Annotated in this window: 12 protein-coding genes; 2 read left to right on the plus strand and 10 right to left on the minus strand. The window is 66.3% G+C overall.

The genetic code is table 11. The features are described 5' to 3' along the window. Positions 1 to 102: 102 nt before the first annotated feature. From FA89_RS16680 to FA89_RS16705, 6 genes are all read right to left on the minus strand, one after another. Positions 103 to 516, minus strand: coding sequence for a GtrA family protein (locus tag FA89_RS16680; protein ID WP_036142383.1), 414 nt, complete (start codon positions 514 to 516; stop codon positions 103 to 105). Further along, the gene (mtnA, locus tag FA89_RS16685) at positions 513 to 1,526 is read right to left on the minus strand and encodes an S-methyl-5-thioribose-1-phosphate isomerase (RefSeq protein WP_036144676.1); all 1,014 of its coding nucleotides are present in this window, start codon (positions 1,524 to 1,526) and stop codon (positions 513 to 515) included. The genes FA89_RS16680 and mtnA overlap by 4 nt, the downstream gene beginning before the upstream one ends. An 84-nt stretch (positions 1,527 to 1,610) precedes the next feature. Next, a complete protein-coding gene (locus FA89_RS16690; protein WP_036142386.1) occupies positions 1,611 to 2,678 on the minus strand; it encodes a class III poly(R)-hydroxyalkanoic acid synthase subunit PhaC in 1,068 nt (355 codons plus the stop codon). After that, positions 2,675 to 3,700 carry a poly(R)-hydroxyalkanoic acid synthase subunit PhaE gene (locus tag FA89_RS19430; protein WP_051938899.1) on the minus strand — a complete coding sequence of 342 codons (1,026 nt, stop codon included), beginning with the start codon at positions 3,698 to 3,700 and terminating at the stop codon, positions 2,675 to 2,677. The genes FA89_RS16690 and FA89_RS19430 overlap by 4 nt, the downstream gene beginning before the upstream one ends. An 18-nt stretch (positions 3,701 to 3,718) precedes the next feature. Beyond that, positions 3,719 to 6,073, minus strand: coding sequence for a glycoside hydrolase family 3 N-terminal domain-containing protein (locus tag FA89_RS16700; RefSeq protein WP_081916721.1), 2,355 nt, complete (start codon positions 6,071 to 6,073; stop codon positions 3,719 to 3,721). Positions 6,074 to 6,158: 85 nt separating this feature from the next. Beyond that, positions 6,159 to 6,725: a TetR/AcrR family transcriptional regulator gene (locus tag FA89_RS16705; RefSeq protein WP_036142389.1), complete on the minus strand. Its 567-nt coding sequence runs from the start codon at positions 6,723 to 6,725 to the stop codon at positions 6,159 to 6,161. Between the two features lie 77 nt (positions 6,726 to 6,802). On the opposite strand from FA89_RS16705, the gene FA89_RS16710 reads away from it, so the two are divergent. Continuing rightward, the gene (locus FA89_RS16710) at positions 6,803 to 7,552 is read left to right on the plus strand and encodes an SDR family NAD(P)-dependent oxidoreductase (protein ID WP_036142392.1); all 750 of its coding nucleotides are present in this window, start codon (positions 6,803 to 6,805) and stop codon (positions 7,550 to 7,552) included. A 654-nt stretch (positions 7,553 to 8,206) separates the two neighbouring features. Further along, positions 8,207 to 9,130, plus strand: a complete 924-nt coding sequence (locus tag FA89_RS16715; RefSeq protein ID WP_036142395.1) for an IS110 family transposase — start codon at positions 8,207 to 8,209, stop codon at positions 9,128 to 9,130. 525 nt (positions 9,131 to 9,655) lie between these two features. On the opposite strand, the gene pnp is transcribed toward FA89_RS16715, so the two are convergent. The 4 genes from pnp to rbfA form a co-directional block, all read right to left on the minus strand. After that, complete coding sequence (gene pnp / locus FA89_RS16720) at positions 9,656 to 11,761, minus strand: polyribonucleotide nucleotidyltransferase (RefSeq protein WP_036142398.1); 2,106 nt, start codon at positions 11,759 to 11,761, stop codon at positions 9,656 to 9,658. Between the two features lie 30 nt (positions 11,762 to 11,791). Further along, the gene (rpsO, locus tag FA89_RS16725; RefSeq protein ID WP_036142401.1) at positions 11,792 to 12,058 is read right to left on the minus strand and encodes a 30S ribosomal protein S15; all 267 of its coding nucleotides are present in this window, start codon (positions 12,056 to 12,058) and stop codon (positions 11,792 to 11,794) included. 143 nt (positions 12,059 to 12,201) lie between these two features. Then, the gene (gene truB, locus FA89_RS16730) at positions 12,202 to 13,119 is read right to left on the minus strand and encodes a tRNA pseudouridine(55) synthase TruB (RefSeq protein WP_036142404.1); all 918 of its coding nucleotides are present in this window, start codon (positions 13,117 to 13,119) and stop codon (positions 12,202 to 12,204) included. A 237-nt stretch (positions 13,120 to 13,356) separates the two neighbouring features. Beyond that, positions 13,357 to 13,731 (minus strand): 30S ribosome-binding factor RbfA, encoded by a 375-nt coding sequence (gene rbfA, locus FA89_RS16735; protein WP_036142408.1) that lies wholly within the window; start codon positions 13,729 to 13,731, stop codon positions 13,357 to 13,359. Between the last annotated feature and the right edge of the window lie 55 nt (positions 13,732 to 13,786).

The raw sequence follows: 13,786 nt of genomic DNA on the forward strand, positions 1-13,786 counted from the left end.
CACCCGCATGTGTCGCGGTATCGCGACGCGGCCGACCCAACCTGTCGATGGTATCACAACGGGTGTGGAAAAGACAGCTAAAAAGAGCGTAAAAACAATTACTTACGCAGCTGTTTTCCGACTGCGGAAAAGCAGGGTCCTGGCGAACAGGAAATTGGCCGTGGCGCCGACCGCGGAGCCCGCCGCCACGGCCACCGCGGGCCAGGGACGCATCGCGGGAAACACCTCGAGCACGACGAGGTAGACGCCGTTGTTGACCACCGCGCCGGCGGCCATCAGACCCATCCAGTGGAGCCATTCCGCGCGCGCGCTGCGCCCGGACTGGCGGTGCGCGAAGGTGTGCCGACGGTTCCACCACCAGGTGACCGTGGCCGCCGACAGGAACGACACGATACGCGCGGTGTAGATGTTCCAGCCGGCGAAGCTGACCAGCGACTGGGCGATGCCGGCGTCGACCAGCAGGCCCAGCACGCCCCCCACCGCGAACAACAGCAGTTCGCGGCGGACATGGCTCACGGGAACAGTGTCCGCATCTGCGTTTCGTCGGGCTTGAGGATCACGCCGCGCTCGGTGACGATGGCGTCGATCAACGCCGCGGGGGTCACGTCGAACACCGGATTCCATGCGTCCGCGCCTTCGATCACGGTGCGGGTGCCGGACATCGACAACAGTTCCGCCGCGTCGCGCAGTTCGATCTCGATGTCGTCGCCGTGGGCGGTGGCCATGTCCACCGTGGTCGACGGGGCCACCACCATGAATTTGACCCCATGGTGCCGCGCCGCGATGGCGAGCTGGTAGGTACCGATCTTGTTGGCGGTGTCGCCGTTGGCGGCGATGCGGTCCGCACCTACGATCACCCACTTCACCTTGCCGTCCTTGAGCAGGTGCGATGCGGCGGAGTCGGCGATCAGGCGCGCGGGGATGCCGTCGCGCACCAGCTCCCACATGGTCAGGCGGGCGCCCTGCTGCCAGGGCCGTGTTTCGCCGGCGTAGACCTGTTCGATGTGCCCGGAAGCGACGCCCGCGCGGATGACACCGAGCGCGGTGCCGTAACCGGCCGTGGCCAGCGAGCCGGTGTTGCAGTGGGTGAGCACGTGCGAGCCCGGCTCGATCAGGGCGGCACCCAGTTCGCCCATGTGGCGGTTGGCGGCGAGGTCCTCGTCCTGGATGGCCTGGGCCTCGCGCGTCAGTGCGTCGGTGTCGGCACCCTCGGCGATGCGGCGGTTCATGCGATCCAGCGCCCACATCAGGTTGACCGCCGTGGGCCGCGCCGCGCGCAGCGTGGCCAACGCGGCCGGCAGGTCCTGCCCTGCCCGCGCCGCCAGCACCACGCCCCAGGCGGCGGCGATGCCGATCGCGGGTGCGCCGCGCACGGCCAGGTCACGGATAGCGGTGGTGACGTGCTCGGCCGAGGTGCTGTCGAACCAGACTTCCTCGGCGGGAAGCCGCCGCTGGTCGAGCAGGCGCAGGCGATCGCCGTGCCATTGCACGGCACGAATGGAATCGTGGGAGGCGTGGGTGTTCATCGGCGCATTATCGCATTGGCGGCGGGGGTGGCGCATCGCAGTCGGGTGGCGCATCGCGAGGGGTTTCGCGCCCATCGCGCGCTCCTACCGGGCGGCCAGCCACGCGTGGATGGCGGGGGGAACCTGCTTTTGCGCGCGGCCGGAGACGTAGATGCCGATGTGGCCACCCTGGAAGGCCAGGGCCGTGTAGTCGTCGCTGCCGATGGCCTCGCCCATGGGTGTCGAGGCGGCGGGCGGCACCAGGTGATCCTGCTCGGCATAAACGTTGAGCACGGGCTGCGTGATGTGCTTCAGGTCGACCCGGCGGGTGCCGATCATCGCCTCGCCCTTGATCAACAGGTTTTTCTGGAAGAAATCGCGCGCGAACTCGCGGAACGCCTCGCCCGCCTGGTCCGGCGAATCGAATATCCACTTTTCCATGCGCAGGAAGTTTTCCACTTCCTGCGGGTTGTCCAGGATGTCGACCAGGCTGACGTACTTCTGCTGGTTGAGCCGCACCGGCTTCAACGTGAGGTAGGTGAAGTTCATCAGGTCGGCGGGGATGTTGCCCATCGTGTCGACGAACAGGTCGATGTCGATGTTGCGCGCCCAGTGCGACAGCATGTTGTCCGGCGTATGGAAGTCCACCGGCGTGACCATGGTGACGAGGTTGCGCACCTTTTTCGGATGCAGCGCGGCATAGCACAGCGAGAACACCCCGCCCTGGCAGATGCCGAGCAGGTTCAACGCTTCGTCGCCATGACGCGCACGTACGACATCGACACAACGATCGAGATAACCGTCGATGTAATCCTCGAGCGTGAGCCAGCGGTCGGCGCCGTCGGGGTAGCCCCAGTCGATCAGGTAGACGTCTTCACCCTGCTCGAGCAGGTTGCGTACCATCGAGCGATCTTCCTGCAAGTCGACCATCCACGGCGTGTTGACCAGCGCGTAGCAGATCAGCAGCGGTGTCTTCGCCGTCGGCCCCTTGCTGCCCTTGAAGTGCCAGAGGGTGAGCTTGTCTTCCGTATAGACGGCTTCGCGCGGCGTCGTGCCGAGTTCGATCGGGCCGACGTGTTTCAGCGTTTCCATACCGGCCTCGAGCTTGCGCCGGAAGGCTTCCACTTCGGCCTGTGCACGGACCGGGTCGAACGAGAACGGTTGGTCGCTCATCGCTTCTTGCCCCTGGCGGTCGGACGCGTCGGTGGAGCCTTCTTCACGGCAGCCTTCTTTACCGGGGCCGTCTTCGCAGCGGTCTTCGTCGCACCGACCTTCTTCGCCGAAGCAGGCGTTACCGCAGGCCGTGAGGCCACCCTCGAACCGCGCAGCGCGGCGATTTCGGCCTTCAGCGCATCGACCTCGGAGGCCACGCACTGCAGCTTGCGCAACTCGCGACGCACCGATTGCAGGCGCTCGCCCAGACTGTCGATCTCGGTCCGGGTGGGCATGCCGACCTGGACGGCGAAACGTTCGATCTGTTTCTGCTGCAGCAGCTTCAGCCGCATCTGCGCGTTGACCAGGGCGGCGTAGACATCCTTGAATTCTTCCGACAGCGCGGCCTCGCCATAGCTCTCTTCGGCGAGATTGACCCAACGGTCGTATACCGAGCGCATGGAATCGGCATCGGTGGGCGGCGCCTGCTGGCGCAACGCCGCCGTTGCGCGATCCTGCACGCCTTGCAGCAGCGCCTGGTAGCGCTGGTAGTGCTCTGCGTAGTCGATCCAGGCACGCAGCAGTGCCTGCTGTTCTTCCTGCTGCTCGCGGGTCAGGCCGAACGCCGGCATCGACAACGCTTCGCGCGCCACGCGGGCCCAGTCGTCGAAGGGCTGCGTGCCCGGGGAGGCTGCCGCGCCAGGCGGCGCCCCGTAACCGAACGGCCCCGTGCCAGGCGAGCCCGCCATGAACGGCGGCATGCCCGGCCCCCCGGGCCCGAACGGCATCGGACCGATACCCGCCCCGCCGAACGGCGGCGTGCCGCCCATGGCAAAGGGCGCCGCGAGCGGCTCACCAGAGGTGAACGAGCGCATCCAGTCGCCGTAGCCACCGAGGCCGGTGAACATGCGGGACATGATGTCGGCGGGACCGACCTCGCCCACCGCCTCGGCCTTGGGGTCGAACTGGCGCGACCAGGCCTCGAGGCCGTCGCGGACCAGGGCCTGGTACTGATCGATGAAATCGTGGGGTTTGTCAGCCATGCCGCTATGGTACGGCACTCACGGCGTCACCTCGAATACGGCTTCCCGGTCGGCCGCGGAACGGCCGCCGACCCACACGGTGTAGCGCGCCGGCTCGACCACCTGGACGCTTCGGCGGTTCCAGAACGAGAGTTCGGCAAAACCGAGCGGGAAGGTGACCTGCTTCGACTCGCCGGGTTGCAGGCTCACCCGCTGGAAGCCCTGGAGGCTACGCACCGGCTGCTCGAGGCTGGCACCGAGGTTGCGCACGTAGAGCTGGACCACTTCCGTGCCCGCACGTTTGCCGGTGTTCTTCACGGTGGCGGTGACCGTGACCAGATCGTTCGCACCGGGTCGGTTCGCTTCCGTGAGCGGCACGCTCGAGCGCGACACGGTTACGTCGGCGTAGCCGAACGTGGTGTACGACAAGCCGTGGCCGAACGGGTAAAGGGCTTCGTTGGGCGTGTCGATGTAACGCGACACGAAGGTCGTGTCGTGCGAGGGAGGCTGCCGCGTATCGGCGTCATGCGCGGGGCGTCCCGTCGGGAACGCGTTGTAGTACAGCGGCTCCTGCCCTTCCGTGTACGGGAAGCTCATGGTCAGCTTGCCGCTGGGCGCCACGTCGCCGAACACCACGTCGGCCACCGCGTTGCCCGCCTCGACACCCGGGAACCATACGGCCATGATCGCCGGCACGTGCCGGTCGGCCCAGTCGAGCACGAGCGGACGACCCGAGAACACGAGCAGTACGACCGGCTTGCCGCTTGCCACGACCTGTTCGAGCAGCGTCTGCTGGTTGCCCGGCAACCCCAGGTGCGCGCGTGCGCCCGCTTCGCCACTCATGTGCGCGGCCTCGCCCAGCGCCATGACGACCACGTCCGCGCGTGCCGCTGCCTTCAGCGCGTCGGCGAAGCCGGCCTCCGAATCGCCATCGATCGCCGTGCCCTGCGCGTAGATCAACTCACCGCCGTTCGCTTTCAGCCGGTCGCCAAGTCCCCTGCGCAAGGTGGTGAAATCGTCGAACGTGCGCGCGCCACCCCACGGGCCCTGCATCTCCTTCGCCGCATCCGCCAGCGGACCGATCAAGGCAACGTGTCGTACATGGGCGTCGAGCGGCAGCAATGGCGTGGCTCCGACCATGCCGTTCTTCAGCAGCACGAACGACTCCTCCGCCGCGCGGCGGGCCAGCGTACGGTTCGCGGCCGACGGCCCGGTGGGCTCGACGCCACGCGCGTACGGGTGCTCGAAGAGGCCGAGGGCGAATTTCACCCGCAGGACACGGCGCACGGCTTCGTCCACCGTGGCCATCGACAGCTTGCCCTGGGCCAGCAGCGCGGGAATCTGCGTGTCGTAGTAATGGCTCATCATGTCCATTTCCACGCCCGCCTGCAGCGCCTTGCGCGTGGCGGTGGCCGCATCCGGCGCGATGCCGTGATGGGTCAGTTCCATGATCGCCGTGTAGTCGCTGACGACGAAGCCGTTGAAGCCCCACTCCTTCCGCAGCACGTCGGTCATGAGGTAGGGATCGGCCGTGGCCGGTACACCGTTGAGCGCGTTGAACGCGCTCATCATCGTCGCCGCGCCCTCGTCGACCGCCGCGCGATACGGCGGCAGGTAGACCTGACGCAGACGCACGTCGGACATGTCGGTGGTGTTGTATTCCCTGCCCGCTTCGGCGGCACCGTACGCAGCAAAATGCTTGACCGACGCCGCCACGCTTTCAGGGTCGGCCAGGTCGTTGCCCTGGTAGCCACGGATATACGCGCGGGCGATGGCCGCGCCCAGGTACGCATCCTCGCCGGCGCCCTCCGCCGACCGACCCCAGCGCGCGTCGCGCGAGACATCGACCATCGGCGAGAACACCCATTTCACGCCGCCGCGGGTCGCTTCGAGCGCGGCCATGCGTGACAGGTCCTGCACGAGCTGCGGATCCCACGTCGCCGAAAGCGCCAGCGGAATCGGATAGATGGTGCGATAGCCGTGGATGATGTCCGCGCCAAACAGCAAGGGGATGCCGAGGCGACTCTTCAGCGCGGCCTCCTGGAAGGGCCGCGTCTTCGCCGCGCCGACCAGGTTGAGCACGGAGCCCAATTCACCCTTGCGGGCGAGCGCCATCGTGTCGACCTTCGTGCGTGTTTCCGGGTTCGGCGCGAACGCATCGGTGTCCGTCGCCGTCGATCCGCCCTGGGCGGCGTACTGCGAAAGCTGGCCGACCTTCTCCTGCAACGTCATGCGCGCCAGCAGCGCATCGACCTTCCTTTCGATGTCGGGAGACGCGATCTGCGCGTTCGAAGGCGCGGCGGCCGTGTCGGTGGCGTGCGCGGGGCAGACCGCGACGGGCACCGCGGCGAGGCCGAGCGCGATGCAAAAGCCAAGGCGGATGGGGTGCGGCATGGTCGGCTCCGAGGGCGCGATAACCCGCCGAGACTGCCAGCGAAACGTTTACATCGCCATGGGTATCGGTCACGGATGGAAGCGCTCAGCGCGTGCCGATGCCGTCCAGGAAAACGCCCACCAGATGATCCACGCGCGATGTCGTCGTGACATCCTGTTCGACCGACAGGCAGATGGCCATCACGACGCAGACCAGGTCACCCACAGTCACGTCGCCACGGATCACGCCCGCCGCCTGTGCGCGTTCGAGCAGACGCTGCGCTTCTTGGCTGCTGGCCTGACACCCCGCAGCGCCGCTCTTGAGCACGGCGCCCAGCGACGCAGCCAGCCCGCGGTAATGGGTGGTGTGGCCGACCAACTCACGGACGAAGCTGCGCACCGATGCATCCGCGCCGAGGGCATCGCGCGTCCGGCTGGCCTCGGCGAGCTCGAGCAGGCGCGTGTCGCTCAGCGCCGCAAGCAGCTCGTCCCTTGTAGCGAAACGACGATAAAGCGTGCCGATGCCGACCCCGGCGCGCTTGGCGACCTCCTCGAGCGAGGCGTCGGCTCCGCGCTCGACGAACACCGCCTCCGCCGCCTCGAGAATCCGCTTACGGTTACGCGCAGCATCCGCGCGAAGCGGCGCATCGTCAGTGGTCAGCTTTCGGTTCATGAACTCCCTCGATTGCGAAGTGGATGATGCCTCCATATACTAAGTGAAGCAATCCTCCACTTCATAAGGAATCTGGTATGGCACAGCGATTCGAGAACAAGGTAGTCGTCATCACGGGCGGCAGCGAAGGTATCGGGCTGGCGACGGCCAAGGCCTTCGTCGCCGAGGGAGCCACGGTCTACATCACCGGCCGCCGGCAGGACCGGCTCGATGCAGCGGTGCGCGAGATCGGCGCTGGCGCCATCGGCGTCCAGGGCGACGCCTCGCGTCTGGACGATCTGGACCGCCTGTACGACATCGTCAAGCGCGACCACGGCAAGGTGGACGTGGTCTTCGGCAATGCCGGTATCGCTGAATCCGACGCACGTCCCCTGGGTGAGATCGATGAAGCCGCCTTCGAACACATCTTCGGCCTCAACGTGCGCGGCCTGATCTTCACCGTGCAAAAAGCGCTTCCGCTGATGGCCAAGGGCGGCGCCGTGGTGCTCAACGGTTCGGTGGCCGGCAGTAAGGGCTTCCCGGGTCAGTCGCTGTATAACGCAAGCAAGGCGGCCGTGCGCTCGTTCGCCCGCAGTTGGACGTCCGATCTGAAGGACCGCGGCATCCGCGTCAACGTGGTATCGCCCAGCGGCACCGAAACGAAGCTGATGCGCGGCTACCTGGACACGCGGCCGGGCGTGGAAGACATGTTCAACCAGGTGGTGCCCCTCGGCCGCCTGGGGCAGCCGGATGAAATGGCCCGCGCCGTGCTGTTCCTGGCGTCGGACGAGAGCAGCTACATCGCCGGTACCGAACTCTTCGTGGATGGCGGTCTGCTGGCTGTGTAAGAAGGGCCATCGCGGATTGCCGTGGAGGGCTCGCCTGCGGCATCGCGTTGGGCCTCGAGCCTTGGCGTCTGGGAGCAAGAGCCGGCGGGTGCCACCCTCGGGGCCACGCCTGCGACGACCCGTCAATGAAGGGCCGCGTGCGCGTCCGTTTATTGATTGCCCTTCGGGCCGGGTCGGGCTTCGAAAGGGGGTTTTCGACTCGACATCCTGTCTCGCGAAAACGGCCGGCCGTCCTGGCCGGCCCCCTTCAGGCCTTGTCCGTTCGAATCCCTCGCCTGCGGCTACCGGCCACGAGGTGGCACCCGCCGGCTCTTTCGACGACTGAGGTTGCGTGTGGGAAAGGCTAAGAGCTGGGTTTCGCTTCGTTGCTGGGAACGCTCGCTTGGCTGATGCGCACGGCATCGGTCGCCTTAGGTACGTCGAGGGTTCGCGCACGTGCGTGCGCTCCTTATTTGTCCCGATTGCGCGAAAGTAGGTGCCGAGAGCCGGCGTGGCTGACCGTTGCGCTCCTGGATCGATCGATCGCGTTGTAGCTAGGTCGCCACGCCGGATCTTCCTGCCATACGCCCGAACAGTTGCCCGAGTAGGCGCTCGGAAATAAGGCTGGGCCTGGCGGGAAGGGCTCTCGACATCCCTAGGCTAGCGGAGATCGAGATGAACGGCATCGGCGCGGGCGTGGACGTGAGCAAGGCCTACCTGGACGTGGCCGTGTTCCAGCAGAACGAAGTCAGGCGATTCGATAACGGTGCCGCCGGCTGGCGGGCCCTGGTGACCTGGCTGAAGCCGTACGGGCCTGGCCAGGTCGTTCTGGAGGCCACCGGGGGCTACGAACAGCGCGCGTTGGGTGCCCTGCACGAAGCCGGCTTGCCCATGCGTCGGATCAATCCGCGGCAAGTCCGCTCGTTCGCCCGGGCGACGGGGCAGCTGGCCAAAACAGACCGGATCGATGCCAGAATCCTCGCCCACGTGGCCAGTGTGATCGATCTGGTGCCGTTCCAGCCGCTCGATGCAGACGCCGCCAAACTGCGGCAATACAAGGCGCGGCGCGATCACCTGGTGCAGAACATTGCCACGGAAAAGCAGCGTCGGCGGCAGTTGGACGACCCCATCCTTCGCGCCGATCTCGACGCGCACATCGCTTACATGGAGCAGGCCCTGCACCGTATCGAGCAGGTGATCGCCGACCTCATCAAGGACACCCCGCAGGCCCGGATCGACCGCACCATCAAGGGCGTGGGCCCGGCGATGGTCGCGACGATGATCTGCGACCTGCCCGAGCTGGGCCACCTCAGCCGCAAGGCGATCGCCAAGCTCGTGGGCGTGGCCCCACTCAACCGCGACAGCGGCTTCTTCGTCGGCCAACGAAGCACCTGGGGAGGTCGCGCGGGTCCACGATCGGCGCTATACATGTCGGCGTTGACGGCCGCCCACCACGACCCTCAGCTGAAGGCCTTTTATGCAGCGCTCATCGGCCGCGGGAAACCCAAGAAACTGGCACTGGTCGCCGTCATGCGGAAGCTGATCGTCATCCTCAACGCGCGGATGCGAGAGGCGATAGCCGCGGCGCCTACCCCATGAGGGTGGACACAGTTGCTACCCATGCGGCGGATCAGGCGTTGGATATGCCACAACCTGTCCTATCCCTGGGGTAGGAACCCACGATGTGGGCGAAAAGCCAACAAAGCGACGACGCCATACCCCGCACCTCTGCGACCGCTCGCGTCACAACCCACCTCAGTCTTGGAAAGAGCCGGCGGGTAGCCCCCTCGGTGCCGGTAGCCGCAGGCGAGGGATTCGCACAGATCAGGCCCGAAGGGGGCCGGCCAGGACGGCCGGCCGTTCTCGCGAGACAGGATGTCGAGTCGAGAACCCCTGTGCGAAGCCCGACCCGGGCCCGAAGGGCCATAAGGATACGGCCGCGCCAGCGGCCCTTCCTTAGCGGGTCGCCGTAGGCGTGGCACCGAGGGGGCTACCCGCCGGCTCTTGCCCCAAGGCGCCAAGGCCCAACGCGATGCCGAAGGCGAGCCCTCCCCCCAAACGCCCTGAACGAAAAAAACCCGGCGCCTCGCAGCGCCGGGTTCTTCATGCGTCGATGGCGACAGATCAGCCGGTGACGTTTTCGTCTTCGGTAACGGCCTTCATCGACAGGCGGATGCGGCCCTGCTTGTCGACTTCCAGCACCTTGACCTTGACGATGTCGCCTTCCTTGAGCTTGTCGGAGACCTTCTCGACGCGCTCGCTGGAAATCTGCGACACGTGCACCAGACCATCCTTGCCCGGCATGATCGTGACGAATGCGCCGAAGTCCATCAGCTTGGCGACCTTGCCCTCGTAGATGCGACCCGGCTCGACGTCCGACACGATCTGCTCGATGCGCTTGCGGGCGGCTTCGGCCGCTTCGCGGTTGACCGAGGCGATCACGACGTTGCCGTCGTCGGTGATGTCGATGGTGGTGCCGGTCTCTTCCGTGATCGAACGGATGGTGGCGCCACCCTTGCCGATCACTTCGCGGATCTTGTCCGGGTGGATCTTGATGGTCAGCAGGCGCGGTGCGAACTCGCTCATTTCCGAGCGGGCTTCGGTGATGCACTTGGCCATCTCGCCGAGGATGTGCAGGCGACCACGCTTGGCCTGGGCCAGCGCCGTGCGCATGATTTCCTCGGTGATGCCGTCGACCTTGATGTCCATCTGCAGCGCGGACACGCCATCGGCGGTACCGGCCACCTTGAAGTCCATGTCGCCGAGGTGATCTTCGTCACCGAGGATGTCGGAGAGCACGACGAAGTCGTTGCCTTCCTTCACCAGGCCCATGGCGATACCGGCGACCGGCGACTTCAGCGGAACGCCCGCGTCCATCATGGCCAGCGACGAACCGCAGACCGACGCCATCGACGAGGAACCGTTCGACTCGGTGATTTCCGAGACGACGCGGACGACGTACGGGAACTCTTCGATCGTCGGCTTGACGGCCTGCACGCCGCGCTTGGCAAGACGGCCGTGGCCGATCTCGCGACGCTTCGGGCTACCGACGCGACCGGTTTCACCGACCGAGAACGGAGGGAAGTTGTAATGGAACAGGAACGTGTCCTTCCACTCGCCTTCCGGCGCGTCGATGATCTGCGAGTCGCGCGTGGTGCCGAGCGTGGCGACCACCAGGGCCTGCGTTTCACCGCGGGTGAAGAGCGCCGAACCGTGCGTGCGCGGCAGGACGCCGACGCGCACCGAGATCGGGCGGACGTCGTCGAGCTGGCGACCGTCGATACGGACCTTCGTGCTGAGCACGCCATCGCGCAGGGTGCGGTACTCGACTTCGCCGAAGGCGTTGCCGATGTCGCCATCGGTCCAGCCATTGGCTTCGGCGTCGGCAGCGATGGCCGTCTTCACGTCGCTCTTGAGCGCGCTGATGACGTCACGACGGGCCAGCTTGTCGCGGATCTGGAAGGCTTCGGCGAAACGGTTGCCGACGGCGGCCTTGACCGCGTCGTACAGCGCCGTCTTGGCGACCGGGGCGTCCCACTTGAACGTCTTGACGCCGGCTTCGGCGACGAAGGCGTTGATCGTGTCGATCGCGGCCTGCATCTGCTGGTGGCCGAAGACCACCGAGCCGAGCATGACGTCTTCGCTGAGCAGCTTCGCTTCCGACTCGACCATCATCACGGCGCTGGAGGTGCCGGCCACGACGAGGTCGAGGTCGGAGGTCTTCAGCTGGGTGGCGGTCGGGTTGAGGATGTACTGGCCGTTGGCGTAACCGACGCGTGCCGCGCCGATCGGGCCCTTGAAGGGCACGCCGGCGAGCGACATGGCCGCCGAGGCGCCGAGCAGCGCCGGGATGTCACCATCCACTTCCGGGTTCAGCGAGACGACCTGGGCGATGACCTGGATCTCGTTGCGGAACTCTTCCGGGAACAGCGGACGAAGCGGACGATCGATGAGGCGCGAAGTCAGCGTCTCCTTCTCGGTCGGACGGCCTTCGCGCTTGAAGAAGCCACCCGGAATGCGACCCGCGGAGTAGAACTTCTCCATGTAGTCGACCGTGAGGGGGAAGAAGTCCTGGCCTTCGCGCGCCTTGGGCGCTGCGACGACCGTCACCAGGACGACCGTGCCGCCCATGCTGACCATGACCGCACCGGAGGCCTGCCGGGCGATTTCGCCCGTCTCCAGTGTGACTTCGTGAGAACCGTACTGGAATGACTTGGTTACTTTCGCCACTTCGATCTCTCCTCGTCCTGTTCCGGTGGTTTAGCGGCGCAGGCCGAGGCGTTCGATCAGGGTCTGGTAGCGAGCGAGATCGCTCTTCTTCAGATAGGCCAGCAGCTTCTTGCGCTGATTGACCATCTTGAGCAGACCGCGACGCGAGTGGTGGTCCTGCTTGTGTGCTGCGAAGTGCTCCTGCAGCGCGGTGATATTGGCGGACAGCAGGGCGACCTGGACTTCCGACGAGCCGGTGTCGTTCTCTTTGCGGCCGAAATCCTTGATGATCTGACCGGTCTGTTCAGGAGTAAGCATGTGTATCGATTCCTTAAAAGCGGATGCGAGACTTGCGCAACCTCAACGGCTACCGATGAAGTTGCGCAAGCCTCGCTTTTGAATGAAAGCTGTTAAACGAGCACGTAATTGTAACGTCCTGCGCGTAGCGGCAACAAGCCCGTTCACACGGGTGGCAGATTGAAGCCCCGAAGCACCCTCAGCACGCCATCTTCGCCGGTTTCGCCCAGCGCCATCAGACGCCCATCGGCGCCCCAGACACCGCAGCGGCCGGGCGCCACGCCCTGCCCCAGCGGCACCGGCTGGCCGAAACCGAGGACACGGGTCTGCTCCGGATCGAGTTCCACCCGGGGAATATGGCTGAGGCCGGCGGCCACCGGCAGGATCAGGGCCTCGAGCGGGTCGGGACCGGTCTCGACGGCGTCGCGCAACTGGTCGAGGGTGACCATGGTGGGCGCCATGAACGGTTCGACCCAGAGCCGGCGCAGGGCGGTCAGGTGCGCCCCGCAGCCCAGGTGGGCGCCGAAATCCACCGCCAGGCTGCGTACGTAGGTGCCCGAGCCGCACTCCACATGGAGCCGAACGGTGTCGCCCTGGCGTTCGATCACCTCGAGCCGGTAGACGTCCACCTCGCGGGCCGGCACGTCCACGGCCTCGCCGCGACGCGCACGCACGTAGAGCGGCACGCCATCCTGCTTGATCGCCGAATACGCGGGAGGAACCTGCACGATGTGCCCGCGCAGGGGGGCCAGCGCCGCTTCGATCGTCGCGTCGTCCAGCGGCGGCACCGGCCGCGTCTCGACGATGTCGCCTTCCAGGTCCGCCGTAGTCGTGGTCGCGCCCAGGCGCACCTCGGCCTCATAGGCCTTGCGCGAGCCCAGCAGCCAGCCGGCGATCTTGGTCGCTTCGCCGAAGCAAAGCGGCAACAGCCCCGTAGCAAGCGGATCGAGGCTGCCGGTGTGGCCGCCCTTGGCCGCGCCAACCAGCCGGCGCGCCGTCTGCAACGCCTGGTTGGAACTGAGGCCCAGCGGCTTGTCCAGGAGGAGGATGCCGTGGATGTCGAGGAAGGTTCGGCGTGTCATAAAAGAACATGTAGGAGCGCACGATGTGCGCGAAAAGCCAACAAAGCGGCGACGCAGCACCCCTAACCCTTGCGCGAAGCCAACAAAGCGGCGACGCGGCGCCCCACCCTATCGCGAGCCCGACGCGGCACCCAACCCTATCCCGAACCAGACGCAGCACCCCACCCCATCACGAGACCTGGATCGCGCACATCGTGCGCTCCTACGGGCGGGGTGGGTTTGGTTGGGGCGAGTGGATCAGGTTTCGTCGGCCGGGTCGGCGGGCGGGACGGGGTTTTCGCGCAGGAGGCGCTCGATGCGTTCGCCGTTGTCGACCGACTCGTCGTATTTGAACTTCAGCTGGGGCACCTTGCGCAGGATCATCGATTTGGACAGCGAATGACGAAACTCGGGAGCGAATTCCTTCAACGCCTTGACCACTTCGGCGGACTGATCCGGCATGAGCGCGGTGACCCACACGGTGGCCCAGTCGAGGTCGCGGGTTACTTCCACGTCGGACACGCTGACCGAGGGCAGCGCGTGGTCGCGCACGGCGGCGTGGACCAGTTCGCCGATTTCGCGGCGGAGCTGGGCGGACACACGGTCGGTGCGCTTGAAATCACGGGACGGCATATCCGCCTCCAGTTTTAATAGGGTGCATAAACGCATAAAGCCTCCCCGGCGTGAG

Origin of the sequence: Luteibacter sp. 9135, assembly GCF_000745005.1 — a bacterium.
Classification (GTDB): domain Bacteria; phylum Pseudomonadota; class Gammaproteobacteria; order Xanthomonadales; family Rhodanobacteraceae; genus Luteibacter.